Below are 16,666 nucleotides of genomic sequence, written 5' to 3' on the forward strand. Positions count from 1 at the left end.
GCGAAACGGTGGCGCGGAAGCATGCCTTCATGGAGTCGCTGTTCAACGGATACGCCGCGGGGCGGATCCGCAGGGGAGCCGCCCCGTGGGACGAGATGTTCCCGGCCGGCGCGGTCCCTGGTGGTGCCGAGGTGCGCGGTCCGTATCGGGAGATGTATCCGGCCCTCGCGGGCATGGACGACGCGGAGCTGCGCGCGAGGACGGAGGCGCTGGCGAGCTCCTACCTCGCCCAGGGCGTCACGTTCGACTTCGCCGGCGAGGAGCGCCCCTTCCCCCTCGACGTCGTCCCGCGGGTGATCGCGGCCGACGACTGGTCGTACGTGCAGTCCGGCGTGGCGCAGCGGGTGAGGGCGCTGGAGGCGTTCCTCACCGATGTCTACGGTCCGCGGCGCGCGGTGCACGACGGCGTCATCCCCGCCGCGCTGATCAGCTCGTCCACGCATTTCCACCGGGCGGCAGCCGGCATCGTCGGGGCGAACGGCGTGCGCATCCACGTCGCGGGCATCGACGTCATCAGGGACGAGGCCGGCGCCTGGCGGGTTCTCGAGGACAACGTGCGCGTGCCGAGCGGCGTCAGCTATGTGCTCGCCAACCGTCAGGTGATGGCGCAGACCCTGCCCGAGCTCTTCACGAGCCTGCGGGTCCGGCCGGTGGTCGACTATCCTGGGCGTCTCCTCCAGGCGCTCCGCGCCGCTGCGCCCGCCGGGATCGAGGATCCGAACGTCGTGGTCCTCACACCGGGCGTCTACAACTCGGCCTACTACGAGCACACCCTGCTCGCGCGGATGATGGGCGTCGAGCTCGTCGAAGGGCGCGACCTGTTCTGCTCCGGAGGCCGGGTCTGGATGCGCACCACGGCCGGCCCGACCCGTGTCGATGTCATCTACCGGCGGGTGGACGACGAGTTCCTCGATCCGCAGCACTTCCGTCCCGACTCGGTGCTCGGCGCTCCAGGGCTCATGCTCGCCGCGCGGCTGGGCAACGTCACGATCGCGAACGCGGTCGGCAACGGCGTCGCAGACGACAAGCTCGTGTACACCTACGTGCCCGACCTCATCCGGTACTACCTGGGCGAGGAGCCGATCCTCCCGAACGTGGACACCTGGCGGCTGGAGGAGCCCGCGGCGCTGGAGGAGGTGCTCGACCGGCTGGACGAGCTCGTCGTGAAGCCCGTGGACGGCTCCGGCGGCAAAGGGCTCGTCGTCGGCCCCGACGCGTCGAAGAAGACGCTCGCAGAGCTCCGCCGCTCCCTGCTCGCCGACCCGCGCGGCTGGATCGCGCAGCCGGTCGTGCAGCTGTCCACGATCCCGACCCTCGTGGACGACGGCTTCCGGCCGCGGCACGCGGATCTGCGCCCCTTCGCGGTGAACAACGGCAACGACGTCTGGGTCCTTCCCGGCGGGCTGACGAGGGTGGCGCTGCCCGAGGGGCAGCTCGTCGTGAACTCCAGCCAGGGCGGCGGATCGAAGGACACCTGGGTGATCGACTCCTCGATCCCCGTGACGAGGCCGAATCAGGTGGTCGCGGGCGCGGATCCCGCATCCGACGAGGTCTCGCTCGCCACCGGCGCCATCACGACGATCGCCCCTGCGCGCGGGGAGCCGCACACGCCGTTCCTCTCCTCGCCGCAGGACGAGGACGTCGAGGTCCGTCATCACCAGCAACAGCAGCAGCAGCAACAGCAGCAGGGGGTGGCGCCGTGCTGAGCCGCATCGCCGAGGCGCTGTTCTGGATCGGCCGCTACGTGGAGCGCGGCGACGGCACGGCGCGCATCCTGGATGTGCACCTGCAGCTCCTCCTCGAGGATCCATGGGTCGACGAGGACACCGCGTGCCGTGCGCTGCTGAGCGTCATGGGGACGTCGGTCGAGGACGGCAGGGAGCTCGGGCGCGACGACGTCGTGGGGATGCTGGCGCTGGACCGCGAGCACGCGGCATCCATCGCCCATTCGATCGCCTCGGCCAGGGAGAACGCCCGCCGCGCGCGGGAGATCATCTCCACCGATCTCTGGGAGACCCTGAACGAGACGAACGCGCGGATGCCGCGGCGCATCGCCTCCGATCGCACCCATTCCTTCTTCCGCTGGGTCCGTGACCGCTCGGCGCTCGCCTTCGGGGTGGTCGACTCGTCCACCAGCCGCGACGAGGCATGGCACTTCTTCTCGCTGGGCAGGGCGATCGAGCGGGCGGACATGACGGCGCGGCTGCTCGCCACGCGTTCGCTGACGGAGGCGGGCGGCCCGAGCTGGACGACCCTGCTGCGCAGCTGCGGCGCCTATGAGGCGCACCTGCGCAGCCATCGCGCGGTCCCCACCGCGGCGTCCGCGGTGGAGTTCCTGCTCGTCGACCGGCTCTTCCCCCGATCGGTGCTCTCCAGCATCCTGCGCGCCGAGGAGTGCCTGCGCGGCATCGATCCCGCCGTCGCGTTCGGAACCGTCGACCGTGCGCAGCGCGTGCTCGGCCGGCTCCGCTCGGAGCTGGAGTACCGGCCGATCGGCGACATCGTGCGCAATCTGTCGGAGAGCATGGAGGAGGTCCAGGTGGGCGTCTCGATGGCGAGCGATGCGATCAGGGAGCGATACTTCCCGTCGATCTCGATGCCGGTGTGGATCGGGGAGGCGCTGTGACGAGGCTCAGGATCGTGCACCGCACGGGATTCAGCTACGACGCGCCGGCGACCGCGTCGTACAACGAGGCGCGGATGCTCCCGCACTCCCGGGACGGGCAGTTCGTCCTGCAGGCGTCCCTGGAGATCTCGCCCACCGCCGCACAGCACTCCTATGCCGACTACTGGGACACGAGGGTGTCCACCTTCGAGGTGCTGACCCCGCATCAGGAGCTCGTCGTGACGGCGACGAGCGTCGTGGACGTGCGTCCGGCGGCTCCCCGTGAGCTCGACTACGGCTGGGACGAGCTCGCGGCGAGCATCCCCACCTCCCTGGAGCTCGCCGAGTGCCTCGAGCAGACGCCGGCGACCGAGCCGGACGACGACATGCTCCGCATGGCGGGGCGGATGCGCCAGGCCTGCGCCTCCGTCGACATCACCGCACGGGAGATCTGCCGCACGATCGGGAAGGACATGGAGTACCGCCCCGGCGCCACCGGCGTGAACTCCACGGCCCGCGATGCCTGGCCGACGAAGTCCGGTGTCTGCCAGGACATCGCGCACATCGCGCTCGGCGTGCTGAGGGCGGCGGGCATCCCCGCCCGGTATGTGTCCGGCTACCTGCATCCCGACCCCTCTGCGGCCGTCGGACAGGCGGTGGTCGGGGAGTCGCACGCGTGGGTGGAGTGGTACGCCGGCCAGTGGCGCGGCTACGATCCGACGAACCTCGTCGAGATCGGCGAGTCGCACGTGTACATCGGACACGGCCGCGACTACGGCGACGTGGCGCCGCTGCGCGGCGTGTACGCGGGGCCGAGCGGCTCCGAGCTCTTCGTATCGGTGGAGCTCACGCGGCTAGAGTGAGTCCTCTGAGCACGAGGGAGACTGCTGTGACCGAAGAACGCGAGACGCTGACCTGGGAGGGCTTCGGCGCGGCGACGAGGGACCTCGCGCGCAGCATCCTGGCCGGCGGCTTCGAGCCCGAGGTCGTCGTCGCGATCGCCCGTGGCGGCCTGCTGCCCGCCGGAGCCATCGCCTACGGCCTCGGCGCCAAGAACTGCGGAGCGATCAACGTGGAGTTCTACACCGGCATCGGCACGGTGCTCGACGCGCCGGAGGTGCTGCCTCCCGAGCTCGACATGGCCTACCTCGACGGTCGCCGTGTGCTGCTCGTCGACGACGTCGCCGACTCCGGCCGCACGCTCGCCCTCGCGGTGCAGCTGCTGGAGGACAAGGGCGCCGACGTCCGCTCCGTCACGATCTACACGAAGCCCTCGACGATCATCCGGCCCGACTACGCCTGGAAGGACACCGATCTGTGGATCGACTTCCCGTGGTCCTTCCGGGGCACGGTCCTGGAGGAGGACCGGAGCCTGCCGGCCTCGGCGTGAGCGCAGGGCGGGGGCGCATGCGGGCTTTGAGCGGCCGGGTGAGGCGCGTGCTGCGACAGCTGAGGGGCCCGGACGCCTCGGATGCCGTGTTCGAGGCCACCGCGCTTCTCGTGGGCGCGCTGTTCCTCGTCGTGGGCTTCGTGATCGCGCTCCCGGTGTTCTGGGGCCATGAGCTCGCCATCAGCGGGTCGGGCTCGATCGGCGTGTTCGCCGCCTACGGCGGCGCGGTCGCGGCCGCGCTGTCGTTCGGGATGGGACGGTACGCGGCGCGCCCTGCGGAGGTCTCGGAGGACGGCGTCCGCGACGGCTTCAGCGTCCCCGGAGATCGGCTGCGCTGGTACGACCTCACCGCGATCGCCTTCGCGCACGCCGCGATCGCCTGCCTCGGGTGGATCGGCATCGCCGAGCTCCTGGAGCGGAGCTTCATCGGCGCGCCCGTCTTCGCCTTTCCCGGCGCGGTCCTGGTCAGTGTCGCCTTCGCGCTCACGGCCTACGTCTGCTTCCTCAGCGCCGTCGCCCTCACCCCGCTCGTGCTGTCCCTCGTGCTCGCCGTGTTCCTCGTGGTCGGCGCGTTCGCCGCCATGCTCGCCTCGAGCGATCCGAGCTGGTGGAAGGACAACCTCTCCGCGCTGGGCATGAGCACGAATCACTCCTCGTTCGCCTTCAACATCACGCTCATCATCGCGGGTGTCATGGTGACGACGATCTCGCGGTACGCGACGGCGGGGCTCCCCGTCGCGGACCCCGCCGCGCGCCGCGGTCGCGCCGTCGTGCGCAGCGGGCTGATCCTGATGGGGATCTTCCTGGCCCTGGTCGGCGTCTTCCCCGTGGACGAGTTCTTCCTCGTGCACAACACGGTCGCCACAGGGATGGCCGTCGTCTTCGCCGTCGTCGTGGTCGGACTGCCCTGGTTCCTGGCCGGTATCCCTCGTGTCTTCGTCGTGTTCGGCTGGGCGTACGTGCTCGTGATCGCGCTGCTCGCGGTGCTCTTCGCCGTCGGCTACTACAACCTCACGGCCGTCGAGCTGATCGCCGCGATCCTGATCTTCAGCTGGATCATCGTGTTCCTGCGCACCGCCGGCTCGGCGGCGGGATCCTCGCGGGAGGCGGAAGGGGCCGGCGCCTCGCCCGCGGTCGATCGCTCCGTGGCATCCTGAACGACGGCGACAGCGATCAGTCCCTCAGGACGCGCGTGGCCTCGCGGGTGACGCGCAGCGCTTCCACCGTCTCGGCGTAACGGCGTTTCGCGGCGCCGACGAACAGGCAGTCCACGAGGGCGAGCTGCGCGATCCTGCTGACCATCGCCCCGGCGCGGAAGGTGGACTCGCGCACCTGGGTGAACAGCGCGTAGTCGGCGGCCAGCGCCAGCGGGGAGTCCTTGGCCGACGTCACGGCGATGGTGGCGGCGCCGTTCTGCGCCGCGCTGCGGAGGAATCGCACGGTCTCGGCCGTGGAGCCGGCATGGGAGAAGCCGATGGCCACGGTCGGGGCCGGTCGCAGCACGGTGGCGGCCATGGCCTCGTGCGAGTCGGCGGGGACATGGGCGTTCCTGCCCACCCTGAGAAGCTTGTGCGCGAGGTCCTCCGCGACGAACTGGCTCGCGCCGATGCCGAAGAGCAGGATGCGGTCGGCGGCGTCGATCGCATCGATGGCCGCCTCGAGCACGGTCAGGTCGATCTGCGCCACGGTCTCCTCGATCGCGAGCAGCTCGAGGGCCGCGAGCTTCGACACGGCCTCGGCGAGCGTGTCCTCGTCGGAGATCTCGGAGCCGAAGGCGCCGCGTCCGGAGAACTGCGCGGCCTCCTTGCCGAGCTCGGTGGCCAGCGACATCCGCAGCGCGGCATAGCCGTTGAATCCGATGGCGCGGCAGAACCGCACCACGGATGCGACCGAGGTGCGGCATTCGTCGGCGAGCTCGTTGATCGTCTTGTCGACGACGATCGACGGGTTCTCGCGGACCACGGCGGCGATCCGGGCGAGCGAAGGGGGAAGGCCGGACGCCGCCGCTTCGATGGTCGCCTGAATGCTCATCGGGTCTCCTCCGTGTCTGGGAATCTCAGTATGTCGCGCAACGGCGATCCGATGCTGGTAAATTCTTTTTATCAGTATGACGCTCCCTGCATACTCTTTTCGTAAAACGAGGTGATGATGTCGACCGGACAGCGGATCGCCGGTGTCGATCTCGGCAAGACGCAGTGCCGTCTCGTGATCACGGACGGCACGGATCGGCGCCGTGCGGACGGTGCCGGATCCCCTGGCCTGGCGACATCCGACGGCGTCGAGACGGCGCTCGCCGCCGTTCTCCCCCTTCTCCGGGAGGCGGGAGGCGCGGTCGAGGGGATCGCCGTCGGCGCCGCAGGGGCATGGGCCGCTCCCGCCGCCGCGGAGCGCCTGGCGAGGGAGCTCGCCGTGCAGGTCGGAGCGCCGGCCGTGGTCGCCTCGGACGTCGTCACAGCCCACGCAGGAGCCCTCGTCGGAGCGCCGGGCGTGCTGCTCATCGCCGGCACGGGCGCTGCGGCGCTCGGCATCGACGCGCGCGGCGCGCGTCTCGTCGACGGGTGGGGGCCCGAGCTCGGCGATCTGGGAAGCGGATCGTGGCTGGGACGCGAAGGCATGCGCGCGACGCTGCGCCAGCGCTCGGGACTCGGCCCGGCCACCGTGCTGACCGAGACCGCGCTCCGCAGGATCGGCCCGGCCGATGACGTGCACGCGTGGCTCGCAGGCGACGAGCCGATCGCCCGCCGGCTCGCGGCGTTCGCCCCGGACGTCCTCGATGCCGCGGCAGGCGGCGACGCGGTCGCCGCGGAGATCGCGGCGGACGCCGTCCGGCTGCTGACGGCGACCGCGGTCGCCGCGGCGGACGGAGCGTCGGACGTCGTGCTGCACGGCGGCCTCACGAACCACCCCTGGTTCCGCGCGCTCCTGGCGGACGAGCTCCTCGCGCGCGGATGCACCGTGGCGACCGCAGGCGGCGATGCCGTCGCCGGTGCGCTGCTCCTGGCGACAAGGACCGACCTTCCCCACGAAAGGTATCTGCACCGTGCTGGATGACTCCCGTCTGACCGAGCTGCTCTCGGAGCTCGCCGAGCTGACCACCGAGGCTCAGACCTCCGAGCGCGGCGATCTCGACCTGCTGAGCACGATAGAGCTGGTGCGCGACATGAACGCCGAGGACCGCACCGTCCCCGATGCCATCGCCGGCCGGGCGGAGCAGATCGCCTCGGCCGTCGACGGCATCACGGAGCGTTTCCGCCGCGGCGGGCGGCTCATCTACATGGGGGCCGGGACCGCGGGGCGTGTCGGCGTGCTGGACGCGAGCGAGTGCCCGCCGACCTTCGGCACCGATCCGTCCATGGTCGTCGGCGTGATCGCGGGGGGCGAGCAGGCGATCCGCTCGGCGGTCGAGAACGCCGAGGACGACGAGGACGCCGCGATCGCCGACCTCGAAGCGCTCTCCCTCTCCCCGGACGACACGGTCGTCGGGATCTCCGCGTCCGGGCGCACGCCGTACGTCGTCAGCGGGCTCCTGCATGCGGGGGAGATCGGCGCGCTCACGGTCGCGATCGCCTCCAACAGCGGCTCCGCCACCGGTGCGGCCGCGGACATCGCCATCGAGGTCGTCACCGGCCCGGAGTTCATCTCGGGATCCACCCGGCTGAAGTCGGGCACGGCGCAGAAGCTCATCGTCAACATGCTCACCACGCTGTCGATGATCAAGCTGGGCAAGACCTATCGCGGGGTGATGGTGGACCTGCTCGCGACGAATGAGAAGCTCAGGGCGCGCAGCGTCCGCACCGTGTCGCAGCTCGCCGGTGCGAGCGCGGCGGAGGCGTCGGCCGCGCTCGCCGCCGCGGGCGGGTCCGTGAAGCTCGCGCTGCTCATGCTGTCCACCGGGGCGGATGCCGCGGTCGCCGCGCGTGCGCTCGAGGACGCAGGCGGACTCCTCCGGGAGGCGATCGCCGCGCTCGCCTCCCGCTGAGACCGGCGCCGGCCGTGTCGGCGCCGCACGGCATGATGGTCGCATGACACCCGACGCGCTCCGCGCCGAACGGCTCCGCTCGCATCGCCTGACCGCACCGGCGGCGACGATCGCGGAGGCCGCCTCCCACATGCTCGCAGTGCAGAGCCAGGAGTTCTGGGGCGGCAGATGGGCGCTCGCCTCGCGGACGCGGCGCGAGCCGACGATCCGCCAGGCGGATGCGCTGTTCGACAGCGGAGAGCTGGTGCGCGCCTGGACCCAGCGCGGAACGCTGCACATCGTCCCCGCACGAGATCTCGCATGGATGCTGCGTGTCACAGGAGAGAGACAGCTCCGCGCGGCGGCCCCGCGCTACCGTGAGCTCGGCCTGGACGGCGAGGTCCTGGCGCTCGTCGAACGCAGCATCCGCGCCGCCCTGCGCGGGGGGAACGGGCTCTCCAGGGCGGAGCTCTTCGCCGTCCTGCTCGGCGCCGGCATCGATCCCGCCGGCCAGCGCGGCGTGCACGCGATCCAGAACCTGGCGCTGCGCGGGATCGTCTGCCAGGGGCCGGTGGTCGTGCGACAGGGCGGGGTGAGTCGCGAGCAGCTCTTCGTGCTCGTCGAGGAGCACGTCGAGGAGTCCGCCGATCCCGCCGATCCCGCCGCGGAGCTCTTCGTGCGGTACATCGAGGGGCACGGCCCTGCGAGCGTCGTGGACTTCGCCTGGTGGTCGGGACTGACCCTCTCGACGTGCAGGGAGGCGGCGGAGCGCGCCACAGCGCGCGTCACGGAGATCGCGGACGGGCTGTTCCGGGCGGTGCGGGGACCGCGGCGCTCGCCGGTGCCGCAGGTGCTCGCACTGGCGTCCTTCGAGGAGTACTACATCTCCTACGTCGATCGCTCCGTCGCCGGCGCACCGGAGCGCCTCGCCGTCATCGGCCCCGGCAGGAACGGCATGGTGCGGCCGATCCTGCTCGCCGGAGGGCAGGTCGTCGGCGCGTGGCGGACGTCCACGGCGCTCGGGCGTCACACCGAGCATCCGGACGTCGAGCTCTTCGACGACGTCGCCGAGGAGCACGTCTCAGCCGCACTCGCGCGCTACGCCGCCTTCGTCGCGGGGTGATCAGCCGAACGCGACCGTGAATCCCTCGTCCGCGCCGGAGATCCGCACGGCGGTGAGGTCGTCGACGTGGTGGGTGGGGGCGAACCCGGGGGCGTGGGCGCCGACGCCGATCACCGTCATCCCGGCGTCGAGACCGGCGCGGATGCCTGCGGCCGAGTCCTCGAACACGATGCATGCGGCCGGATCGACGCCGAGCTCGGCGGCGGCGAGGAGGAAGCCCTCCGGGTCGGGCTTGCTGCGGCTCACGCTCTCGGCCGTCACCGTGATCGTCGGGAGCCCGAGGCCGGCGGCGCCCATCCTCGCGGTCATCAGCCGGACGTCCGCGGACGTGACGATCGCATGCGGGAACGGCGCGAGAGCGCGCAGGAAGGCGCCGGCGCCGGGCACCTCGACGACGCCGCCGACGTCCTCGCTCTCCCGCCGGAGCATCTCCTCGTTCTCGAGGAGGTTGACGGCGTGGTCGCGGTCGGGCAGCAGGAGGGCCATGCTCTGATGCCCCTGCCTGCCGTGGATCGTGCGCAGCACCCTCGAGGGGTCGAGTCCGTGCGGCTGCGCCCACTGCAGCCACAGCCTCTCCACGACGGCGGTGGAGTCGACGAGGGTGCCGTCCATGTCGAGCAGGGCGGCGCGGGCGTGCAGAGTGACGGTCACCCTGCCAGCCTAGAGCCGATCGCCCGCCTCGCTCCGCGCGTGCCTGGCCAGGAAGTCGTACACCTCGTTGTCGTCGACCCCGGGGAAGGCGCCGCGCGGCAGCGGGGAGAACATGTGCGTGTGCACCCTGGCGCTCGGCCACGCCTTGCCGCTCCAGCGCTCCGCGACATCCGCCGGCGCGCGGCGGCAGCAGGCCTCGTCCGGGCAGGTGGACACCGCGCGGTCCGGGGTCTCGCGCCCTCGCCACCAACGGGCGTCGTCGAACGGGACCCCGACGGTGATGGAGAACTCGCCGTCCGACGACGTGCCCGTCTGCGTCGAGCACCAGAACGTTCCGGAAGGCGTGTCGGTGTACTGATGGCGCTCGGTCGTGCGGTTCTGCTCGCCGAACGCCGCGCGCGCCTGGAACTTCCGGCACACCCGCTGACCCTCCACGCTGCCCGTGACGTCCATGGGCAGCGGCAGGTCGTCGTTCTCGTACACTCGGGTCACGGCTCCGGTCTCGTCCACGCGCAGGAAGTGCAGCCGCATCCCGAGATGCTCGGTCATGAGGTTCGTCATCCGCATCCCCGCCGCCTCGTGGGTGACGCCGAAGGCGTCGCGGAAGTCCTCCACCGCGAGGTTGCGATCCTTCTTGGCCTGCTGGAGGAAGGCGACGCCCGCGGTCTCGGGGACCAGGCAGCAGGCCGCGAAGTAGTTGATCTCCAGGCGCTGCTGCAGGAAGTCGGCGTAGTCGGTCGGGGGAGCGTGCCCCAGCAGCCGGTGGGCCATCGCCTGCAGCGCCATGGATCGCAGCCCGTGTCCGCCGGGGATCGAGGCGGGGGGCAGGTAGATCCGGCTGTTCTCGAGGTCCGTCACCGAGCGGGTCGAGTGCGGCAGGTCGTTGACGTAGATGAGCTCGAAGCCCAGCTTCTCGGCCATGATGCTCACCGTGCGGTGCGTGAGGGCGCCGGCGACGTGCCCCGCGGCCTTGAGCTGCTTCTCGGCGAGCTTCTCGATGTCGCCGATGTAGTTGTTCTGCGCGCGCATGCGCAGGCGCAGCTCCGTGTTCGCACGACGGGCCTCCTCGGGGGTGGCGATGGCCTCGCGCTCCCGGCGCTGGAGCTCGCGATGCAGTCCCAGGATCGACTCGATCGTCTCGTCGGACATCCCCTTGGTCACGCGCACGGGATCGACGCCGAGCTGACGGAAGACCGGACTCTCCTGCGCCCTCTCCAGCTCGATCTCCAGTGCCGCCCTCCGGTTCGGCGGCTCGCCGGAGATGAGATCGGCGACCTGGGTGCCGGTCGCCTGCGCGATCGCCTGCAGCAGCGACAGCTTCGGCTCGCGCTTGCCGTTCTCGATGAGGCTCAGCTGGGAGCCTGCGACTCCGACCTGCGCCCCGAGCTCGTCGAGCGTGAGCCCGTGCGCGGTCCGATGGTGGCGGATGCGGTGGCCGAGGGTCGTCAGATGGATTCCGGAGCCGCTCATTCCTTGAATATATCGAAAGAACCCACATTTTTAAAGAAGAATGCGACGGAAAGGAGGGCGCTTTGCTGCTGAGAATGGTCATATCAATCCACTTCTTCGAAGGAGCAGTCATGGCCATGGCAGAGATCCTCACACCTCGATCCGCTTCCGCGGCGCCGGTGCGGACCCCGGGCGCGGCTCCGGACCATGACACGCCTGCGATGGCGGACCTGCGCGCCTGGGTGGACGAGGTCGCCCAGCTGACCCGGCCCGACGCCGTGCACTGGGTGGACGGCTCGCGTGCGGAGAACGACGCGCTGCTTCGCGGGCTGGTCGCCGAGGGCAAGCTCATCAAGCTCAATCCCGAATGGCGGCCCGGCTCCTACCTCGCCCGTTCGCACCCGAGCGACGTCGCCCGCACCGAGGGGCGCACCTTCATCGCCTCCGAGGAGGAGTCCGACGCGGGGCCGACGAACAACTGGGCCGAACCCGGTGCCATGCGCACCAAGCTGGATGTCCTCTTCGCCGGATCCATGCGAGGGCGGACGATGTACGTCGTGCCCTTCTCGATGGGCGCCGTCGGCGGGCCGCTCTCGCACATCGGCGTGCAGATCACGGACAGCGCCTACGCCGTGGCATCCATCGGGATCATGACCCGCGTCGGCGACGCCGTCACGCGGCTGATCGCCGAAGGCGCCCCGTGGGTCAGGACGGTGCACTCCGTCGGCGCTCCGCTCGCGGAGGGGGAGCAGGACGTCGCGTGGCCGTGCAACGACGACAAGTACATCGTGCACTTCCCCGACACGCTCGAGGTCTACTCCTACGGGTCGGGCTACGGCGGCAACGCGATCCTCGCGAAGAAGTGCTTCGCGCTGCGCATCGCCTCCGTGATCGCCCGTGACGAGGGCTGGCTCGCCGAGCACATGCTCCTCATCAAGGTGATCGACCCGGCGGGATGCGCCTACCATGTGGCCGCGGCCTTCCCCTCCGCCTGCGGGAAGACGAACCTCGCGATGCTGCGTCCGACGATCCCCGGCTGGCGGGTCGAGACCCTGGGCGACGACATCGCCTGGATCCGCCCCGGCGAGGACGGCCGTCTCTGGGCGATCAACCCCGAGGCCGGGTTCTTCGGCGTCGCCCCGGGCACCGGCGAGTCGACCAACGTCACCGCCGTCGAGACGATGTGGGGCAACACGATCTTCACCAATGTGGCGCTCCGTCCGGACGGCGACGTCTGGTGGGAGGGTCTCACCGACACGCCGCCGGCGAACCTCCTCGACTGGGAGGGCAACGCGTGGACGCCGGACTCCGGCCGCCCCGCCGCGCATCCCAACTCCCGCTTCACGGTCGCGGCGGCGCAGTGCCCGCAGATCGCGGACGACTGGGAGGAGGCGGTTCCGCTCGACGTCATCCTGTTCGGCGGGCGTCGTGCGACGAACGTGCCCCTGGTCGTCGAGGCCACGGACTGGGCGCACGGCGTGTTCCTCGGTGCGACGATCTCCTCGGAGCGCACGGCAGCCGCGGAGGGGACGGTCGGGGAGCTCCGCCGAGACCCCTTCGCGATGCTCCCGTTCTGCGGCTACAACATGGGCGACTACTTCGCGCACTGGCTCGACGTCGGGCGCAGACTGCGCTTCGATCGCGCCCCGCGCATCTTCCAGGTGAACTGGTTCCGCCGTGGCGAGGACGGGCGCTTCCTGTGGCCCGGCTTCGGAGACAACTCGCGGGTCGTGGACTGGATCATCCGTCGCATCGGCGGTGAGGTCGCGGCCGCCGACAGCCCGATCGGCCGCCTGCCGCTGGTGGAGGATCTCGACCTCGACGGCGTGGACGTCACGGAGGCGGATCTCGAGGAGCTGTTCCGGGTGGACGCCGAGGCCTGGAGAGCCGAAGCGGACGGCGTCGAGGAGTTCTTCGACATCTTCGAGGACAGGCTCCCCGCCGCGCTGCGCTCCGAGCTGGCGTCGCTCCGCTACCGCCTCGGCGGCAAGTAGCCCCCGAGACTGCGACACCACGCCGAGCGTGCGGCGTATCGCCCGCGTCTCGGCGTGGTGTCGCAGTCTCGTGAGAAAGACCCGCGAGGGTGGGATGCCGGGGACGAACCCATGGCTGAGTGGTCCCCGGCATCCCGCCTTCGTGTTCGAAGAGGCGTCCCCGGTGGGGCCGCGGAGGCATGAGCCGGCTGCCGGCGCCTGCCGCGCGCAGACCGCCGGCGTCCCGCTCAGGCCAGCAGCTGGTGACGCGCGAGGTCCCGGTACAGCGGCGTGGACTCGACGAGCTCGGCGTGCGTGCCGAGCCCTGCGACCACGCCGTCCTGCAGCACCACGATGAGATCGCTGTCGACGACGGTGGAGAGGCGATGCGCGATCACCACGAGGGTGCGGTCGGTCGCGACCGCGTCGATCGCCTCGCGCATCCGCTGCTCGTTCACGCCGTCCAGCGACGAGGTCGACTCGTCCAGCAGCAGGATCGGCGCCTCGGTGAGCAGGGCTCTCGCGATCGCGAGCCTCTGACGCTCGCCGCCGGACAGCATCACGCCGTCCTCGCCGACCGGGGTCCGAAGCCCCAGCGGGCCGCGATCCAGCACGTCGCCGAGGTTCACGGCGCGCAGCACGCGCTCGCACTCGTCATCGGATGCCGTGGGCGACGCCAGACGGAGGTTGTCGGCCAGAGTTCCCGCGAGTGTCGGCGCGTCCTGCTCGACGTAGCCGAACCGCCCGCGCAGCTCCGTGCGCGGGTAGGTGCGGATGTCGTGTCCGTCGAGGCGGATCGACCCGCCGGTCGGGTCGTAGAACCGCTCGATCAGCGCCAGGATCGTGCTCTTGCCCGCGCCGCTGGGACCGACCAGGGCGACGCGCGCCCCGCGCGGCACATCGAAGGAGACGCCGCGGAGGACGTCCTCCGACCCGGCGGCCACGGGAGCCTCGCCGCGCTCCAGATGCGCGTCGACGAGCACGCCCCGTGCTTCGGTGGCCGCCGCCTCCCGCGCCGCGACGACCGCATCGGGGTAGCGGAAGCGCACATCGCGGAACGACAGCGCGGGGGAGTCGGCTGTGGCGGGCTCCTCGTCGATCGACGCCGACGTCTCGGCATCCGCATCCTCCTCCTGCGGCAGGTCGAGCACCTCCTGGATGCGTCCGAGCGCGCCGAGCGCCTGGTTCACCGAGGTGATCGCCCCGAAGGTCGAGGCCAGCGGCATCACGAGCATGAAGAGGAACATGACGAAGGTGATCAGGGCGGCGATCGGGATCGCCCCTGCGGCGACGCGGAAGCCGCCGACGCCCAGCACGACGAGCAGCGAGAGCTGCAGGGCGATGCCGGCGATCGGCACGACGAGGGCGGACACCTTCGCGATCCTCACTCCGAGCCCGTACGCCTCGGTCGCGATCTCGGAGACCGCCGCCGTCTCGCGCTCGGTCGCGCCGGAGGCGCGCACCGTGCGGATCGATCCGACGGCCCGCTCGACGCCGGAGGCGAGCTCGCCGACCTTCACCTGCTGGGCGGCCGACGCCGTGCGGATGCGACCGCTCAGCAGCACGACCACCACGACGGAGACGCCGATCACGAGCACGATGAGGAGCAGGAGCACGGGATCGATGACGAGCATCGCGATCAGCGCGCCGAGGAACAGGATCGCGTTGCCGACGGCGTCGGCGAGGCCCTGGGTGAGCACGGCGTACAGGAGCGTCGTGTCCGTGCCGACCCGGGAGACGAGGTCGCCGGTGCGGCGCGCGTCGAACTCGCTGATCGGCAGGTGCAGGATGCGCGCGATGAGCTTGCGGCGGCTGGAGTGCACGACCGCGGTGCCGGTGCGCTGCAGCAGGTAGTGCTGGTAGCCGGAGATGACCGATGAGACGATCACGAAGCCGACCAGCAGCCCCACGAGGGTCCCCAGCGACTGCTCGGTCTGCACCGCCGTGATCACCTGGCCGACCAGGAGCGGCTGGACGAGCGAGGTGGCGGCGCCGAGGACGCTCAGCACGGCGACGATGATCAGCGTGCGCTTGTGCTCGAAGAGGAAGGGGAGGAGCTGGCGGAACGTGGCGCGCGGACCATCCTGCGGCGCGCCGCGTCCGCGGCGGCGTTCCTGCGCCGTGCGGGACATGCGGGACCTCGTTCTGAGAAAAGGGGTTACCTACGACCGTACTTCCTGTGGGCGGCCTGCTTCGTCACGCCGAGTGCGCTGGCGATGGCCTGCCAGGAGTGGCCGGCGATGCGCGCGCGGCGCACCTGGGCCTCCTCGGCGCGCGCGATCTGGACCCGGATGCCGGCGAGCCGGTGCAGCTCGGCGATCGGCTCGCCCTCGGGATCGGTGGCGATGGCGGTGCGGATGCTCATGGATACCTCCCTGGCTTGTCAATCTATGTTGACTGACTTGTCAATCTATGTTGACGGAGAGCAGGCGTCAAGCTTTGTTGACGATCGTTCGCCGCTGGCAGACTGGACGGATGCCGTCCACGCCCCCGCTCGTCCCCGGCGACCACGTCGCGATCCTCTCGCCCGCCTTCGCCGCGCCCGCCGTCGCTCCCGAGCTGCACGAGCAGGCGCTGCGCCGCCTCACCCAGGCGACCGGGCTCATCCCTGTGGAGTACCCGACCACGCGGATGCTGGGCGCGAGTCCCGCGGCGAGGGCCGCCGATGTGAACGCCGCCTTCGCCGACCCCTCGATCCGCGGGATCCTCGCGACGATCGGCGGCGACGATCAGCTGCTCGTCGTGCCGCACCTCGATGCGGCCGCGGCGCTCGCCGATCCGAAGCCCTTCCTGGGATACAGCGACAACACCCACATCCTCAACTGGCTGTGGAGCCTCGGCATCCCCGGCTACTACGGCGGGTCGACCGCTGTGCATCTCGGTCCGGGACCGGGCATCGACGGCATCCATCTGGCGTCCCTGCGGGCGGCACTGATCGAGCGCGGAAGCCTCGAGCTGACGGAGCCGGGGGAGTCGGAGGACGTCGGTCGACGCTGGACGGACCCCCATGCCCTGACCGAGAACGGCGACAGGGTGCCGACCGGGCCGTGGAGCTGGGCGGGGCCTGCGAAGCGGGTCGAGGGGCGGACCTGGGGCGGCTGCCTCGAAGTCCTGGACGGCCTCGCCTGGGTCGATCGGCTGCCCGACGCTGCGGCGCTGGACGGCGCGATCCTCCTGCTCGAGACGAGCGAGGAGCGGCCGTCTGCAGGCTGGGTCGCCCGGTGGCTGCGCGGGCTGGGGGAGCGCGGCATCCTGGGCGCCGTCGCCGGCGTGCTCGTCGCCCGTCCTCCGGTGAGCGACTTCGCCTTCCACCCCTCGCCGGACGAGGCGCAGGCGCTGCGGGACGCGCAGCGCGATGCCGTGCTCGACGCGGTGAGACGGTACAACCCTGATGCCGTCGTCTGCATCGGCGTGCCCTTCGGGCACACCCGCCCGCAGTGGATCGTCCCCTACGGAGGCCGCATCGTCGTGGACGGCGCGACGAGGACCGTCACCGCGTTCTACGGATGATCTGCCT

Annotated in this window: 15 protein-coding genes; 10 read left to right on the forward strand and 5 right to left on the reverse strand. The window is 71.1% G+C overall.

Features of this window, described 5'->3' with window-relative positions; translation table 11 throughout:
• The first annotated feature begins 29 nt into the window (after positions 1-29).
• The 5 genes from ACYVGQ_RS13485 to ACYVGQ_RS13505 are packed head-to-tail and all read left to right on the forward strand — an operon-like array spanning position 30 to position 5,152.
• Entirely contained in the window at positions 30-1,706 is a 1,677-nt protein-coding gene (locus ACYVGQ_RS13485) for a circularly permuted type 2 ATP-grasp protein (protein WP_460785161.1), read from the forward strand.
• On the forward strand, positions 1,700-2,626 hold the full coding sequence (locus ACYVGQ_RS13490) for an alpha-E domain-containing protein (protein WP_460785162.1): 927 nt from the start codon (positions 1,700-1,702) through the stop codon (positions 2,624-2,626). The genes ACYVGQ_RS13485 and ACYVGQ_RS13490 overlap by 7 nt, the downstream gene beginning before the upstream one ends.
• On the forward strand, positions 2,623-3,468 hold the full coding sequence (locus ACYVGQ_RS13495; protein WP_460785163.1) for a transglutaminase family protein: 846 nt from the start codon (positions 2,623-2,625) through the stop codon (positions 3,466-3,468). Before ACYVGQ_RS13490 ends, ACYVGQ_RS13495 begins: the two co-directional genes overlap by 4 nt.
• Positions 3,469-3,494: 26 nt before the next feature.
• Positions 3,495-3,995, forward strand: coding sequence for a phosphoribosyltransferase (locus ACYVGQ_RS13500; RefSeq protein WP_460785164.1), 501 nt, complete (start codon positions 3,495-3,497; stop codon positions 3,993-3,995).
• Positions 3,996-4,012: 17 nt separating this feature from the next.
• On the forward strand, positions 4,013-5,152 hold the full coding sequence (locus ACYVGQ_RS13505) for a DUF998 domain-containing protein (protein WP_460785165.1): 1,140 nt from the start codon (positions 4,013-4,015) through the stop codon (positions 5,150-5,152).
• Positions 5,153-5,168: 16 nt separating this feature from the next.
• Here ACYVGQ_RS13505 and ACYVGQ_RS13510 read toward each other — a convergent pair whose 3' ends face one another.
• Positions 5,169-6,026, reverse strand: coding sequence for a MurR/RpiR family transcriptional regulator (locus ACYVGQ_RS13510; protein WP_460785166.1), 858 nt, complete (start codon positions 6,024-6,026; stop codon positions 5,169-5,171).
• A gap of 114 nt (positions 6,027-6,140) precedes the next feature.
• Here ACYVGQ_RS13510 and ACYVGQ_RS13515 point away from each other — a divergent pair, with 114 nt between their 5' ends.
• From ACYVGQ_RS13515 to ACYVGQ_RS13525, 3 genes are read left to right on the forward strand one after another with little or no spacing between them, the layout of a single operon-like run.
• Positions 6,141-7,046, forward strand: coding sequence for an N-acetylglucosamine kinase (locus ACYVGQ_RS13515; RefSeq protein ID WP_460785167.1), 906 nt, complete (start codon positions 6,141-6,143; stop codon positions 7,044-7,046).
• Positions 7,036-7,974, forward strand: coding sequence for an N-acetylmuramic acid 6-phosphate etherase (gene murQ / locus ACYVGQ_RS13520; protein WP_460785168.1), 939 nt, complete (start codon positions 7,036-7,038; stop codon positions 7,972-7,974). The genes ACYVGQ_RS13515 and murQ overlap by 11 nt, the downstream gene beginning before the upstream one ends.
• A gap of 43 nt (positions 7,975-8,017) precedes the next feature.
• Complete coding sequence (locus tag ACYVGQ_RS13525) at positions 8,018-9,076, forward strand: winged helix DNA-binding domain-containing protein (RefSeq protein ID WP_460785169.1); 1,059 nt, start codon at positions 8,018-8,020, stop codon at positions 9,074-9,076.
• On the opposite strand, the gene ACYVGQ_RS13530 is transcribed toward ACYVGQ_RS13525, so the two are convergent.
• Both ACYVGQ_RS13530 and ACYVGQ_RS13535 read right to left on the reverse strand, forming a co-directional pair.
• Entirely contained in the window at positions 9,077-9,727 is a 651-nt protein-coding gene (locus ACYVGQ_RS13530) for an HAD-IA family hydrolase (protein ID WP_460785170.1), read from the reverse strand.
• 9 nt (positions 9,728-9,736) lie between these two features.
• On the reverse strand, positions 9,737-11,197 hold the full coding sequence (locus tag ACYVGQ_RS13535; RefSeq protein ID WP_460785171.1) for a helix-turn-helix domain-containing protein: 1,461 nt from the start codon (positions 11,195-11,197) through the stop codon (positions 9,737-9,739).
• Positions 11,198-11,307: 110 nt separating this feature from the next.
• Here ACYVGQ_RS13535 and ACYVGQ_RS13540 point away from each other — a divergent pair, with 110 nt between their 5' ends.
• A complete protein-coding gene (locus tag ACYVGQ_RS13540; protein ID WP_460785172.1) occupies positions 11,308-13,170 on the forward strand; it encodes a phosphoenolpyruvate carboxykinase (GTP) in 1,863 nt (620 codons plus the stop codon).
• A 227-nt stretch (positions 13,171-13,397) separates the two neighbouring features.
• On the opposite strand, the gene ACYVGQ_RS13545 is transcribed toward ACYVGQ_RS13540, so the two are convergent.
• Both ACYVGQ_RS13545 and ACYVGQ_RS13550 read right to left on the reverse strand, forming a co-directional pair.
• Positions 13,398-15,281 (reverse strand): ABC transporter ATP-binding protein, encoded by a 1,884-nt coding sequence (locus tag ACYVGQ_RS13545; protein ID WP_460785173.1) that lies wholly within the window; start codon positions 15,279-15,281, stop codon positions 13,398-13,400.
• Positions 15,282-15,307: 26 nt separating this feature from the next.
• Entirely contained in the window at positions 15,308-15,514 is a 207-nt protein-coding gene (locus ACYVGQ_RS13550) for an AsnC family protein (RefSeq protein ID WP_460785174.1), read from the reverse strand.
• A gap of 110 nt (positions 15,515-15,624) precedes the next feature.
• Between ACYVGQ_RS13550 and ACYVGQ_RS13555 the strand changes: the two genes are divergently transcribed.
• A complete protein-coding gene (locus ACYVGQ_RS13555) occupies positions 15,625-16,659 on the forward strand; it encodes an LD-carboxypeptidase (protein ID WP_460785175.1) in 1,035 nt (344 codons plus the stop codon).
• The last annotated feature ends 7 nt before the right edge of the window (positions 16,660-16,666 follow it).

It is taken from the genome of Microbacterium tumbae, from assembly GCF_054780175.1.

Bases quoted from the DNA above. Each gene is read 5' to 3' on its own strand.
- ACYVGQ_RS13485 (WP_460785161.1), top strand. From the start codon at position 30: ATGGAGTCGCTGTTCAACGGATACGCCGCGGGGCGGATCCGCAGGGGA.
- ACYVGQ_RS13505 (WP_460785165.1), top strand. From the start codon at position 4,013: ATGCGGGCTTTGAGCGGCCGGGTGAGGCGCGTGCTGCGACAGCTGAGG.
- ACYVGQ_RS13510 (WP_460785166.1), bottom strand. From the start codon at position 6,026: ATGAGCATTCAGGCGACCATCGAAGCGGCGGCGTCCGGCCTTCCCCCT.
- ACYVGQ_RS13515 (WP_460785167.1), top strand. From the start codon at position 6,141: ATGATGTCGACCGGACAGCGGATCGCCGGTGTCGATCTCGGCAAGACG.
- ACYVGQ_RS13525 (WP_460785169.1), top strand. From the start codon at position 8,018: ATGACACCCGACGCGCTCCGCGCCGAACGGCTCCGCTCGCATCGCCTG.
- ACYVGQ_RS13535 (WP_460785171.1), bottom strand. From the start codon at position 11,197: ATGAGCGGCTCCGGAATCCATCTGACGACCCTCGGCCACCGCATCCGC.
- ACYVGQ_RS13540 (WP_460785172.1), top strand. From the start codon at position 11,308: ATGGCCATGGCAGAGATCCTCACACCTCGATCCGCTTCCGCGGCGCCG.
- ACYVGQ_RS13545 (WP_460785173.1), bottom strand. From the start codon at position 15,281: ATGTCCCGCACGGCGCAGGAACGCCGCCGCGGACGCGGCGCGCCGCAG.
- ACYVGQ_RS13550 (WP_460785174.1), bottom strand. From the start codon at position 15,514: ATGAGCATCCGCACCGCCATCGCCACCGATCCCGAGGGCGAGCCGATC.
- ACYVGQ_RS13555 (WP_460785175.1), top strand. From the start codon at position 15,625: ATGCCGTCCACGCCCCCGCTCGTCCCCGGCGACCACGTCGCGATCCTC.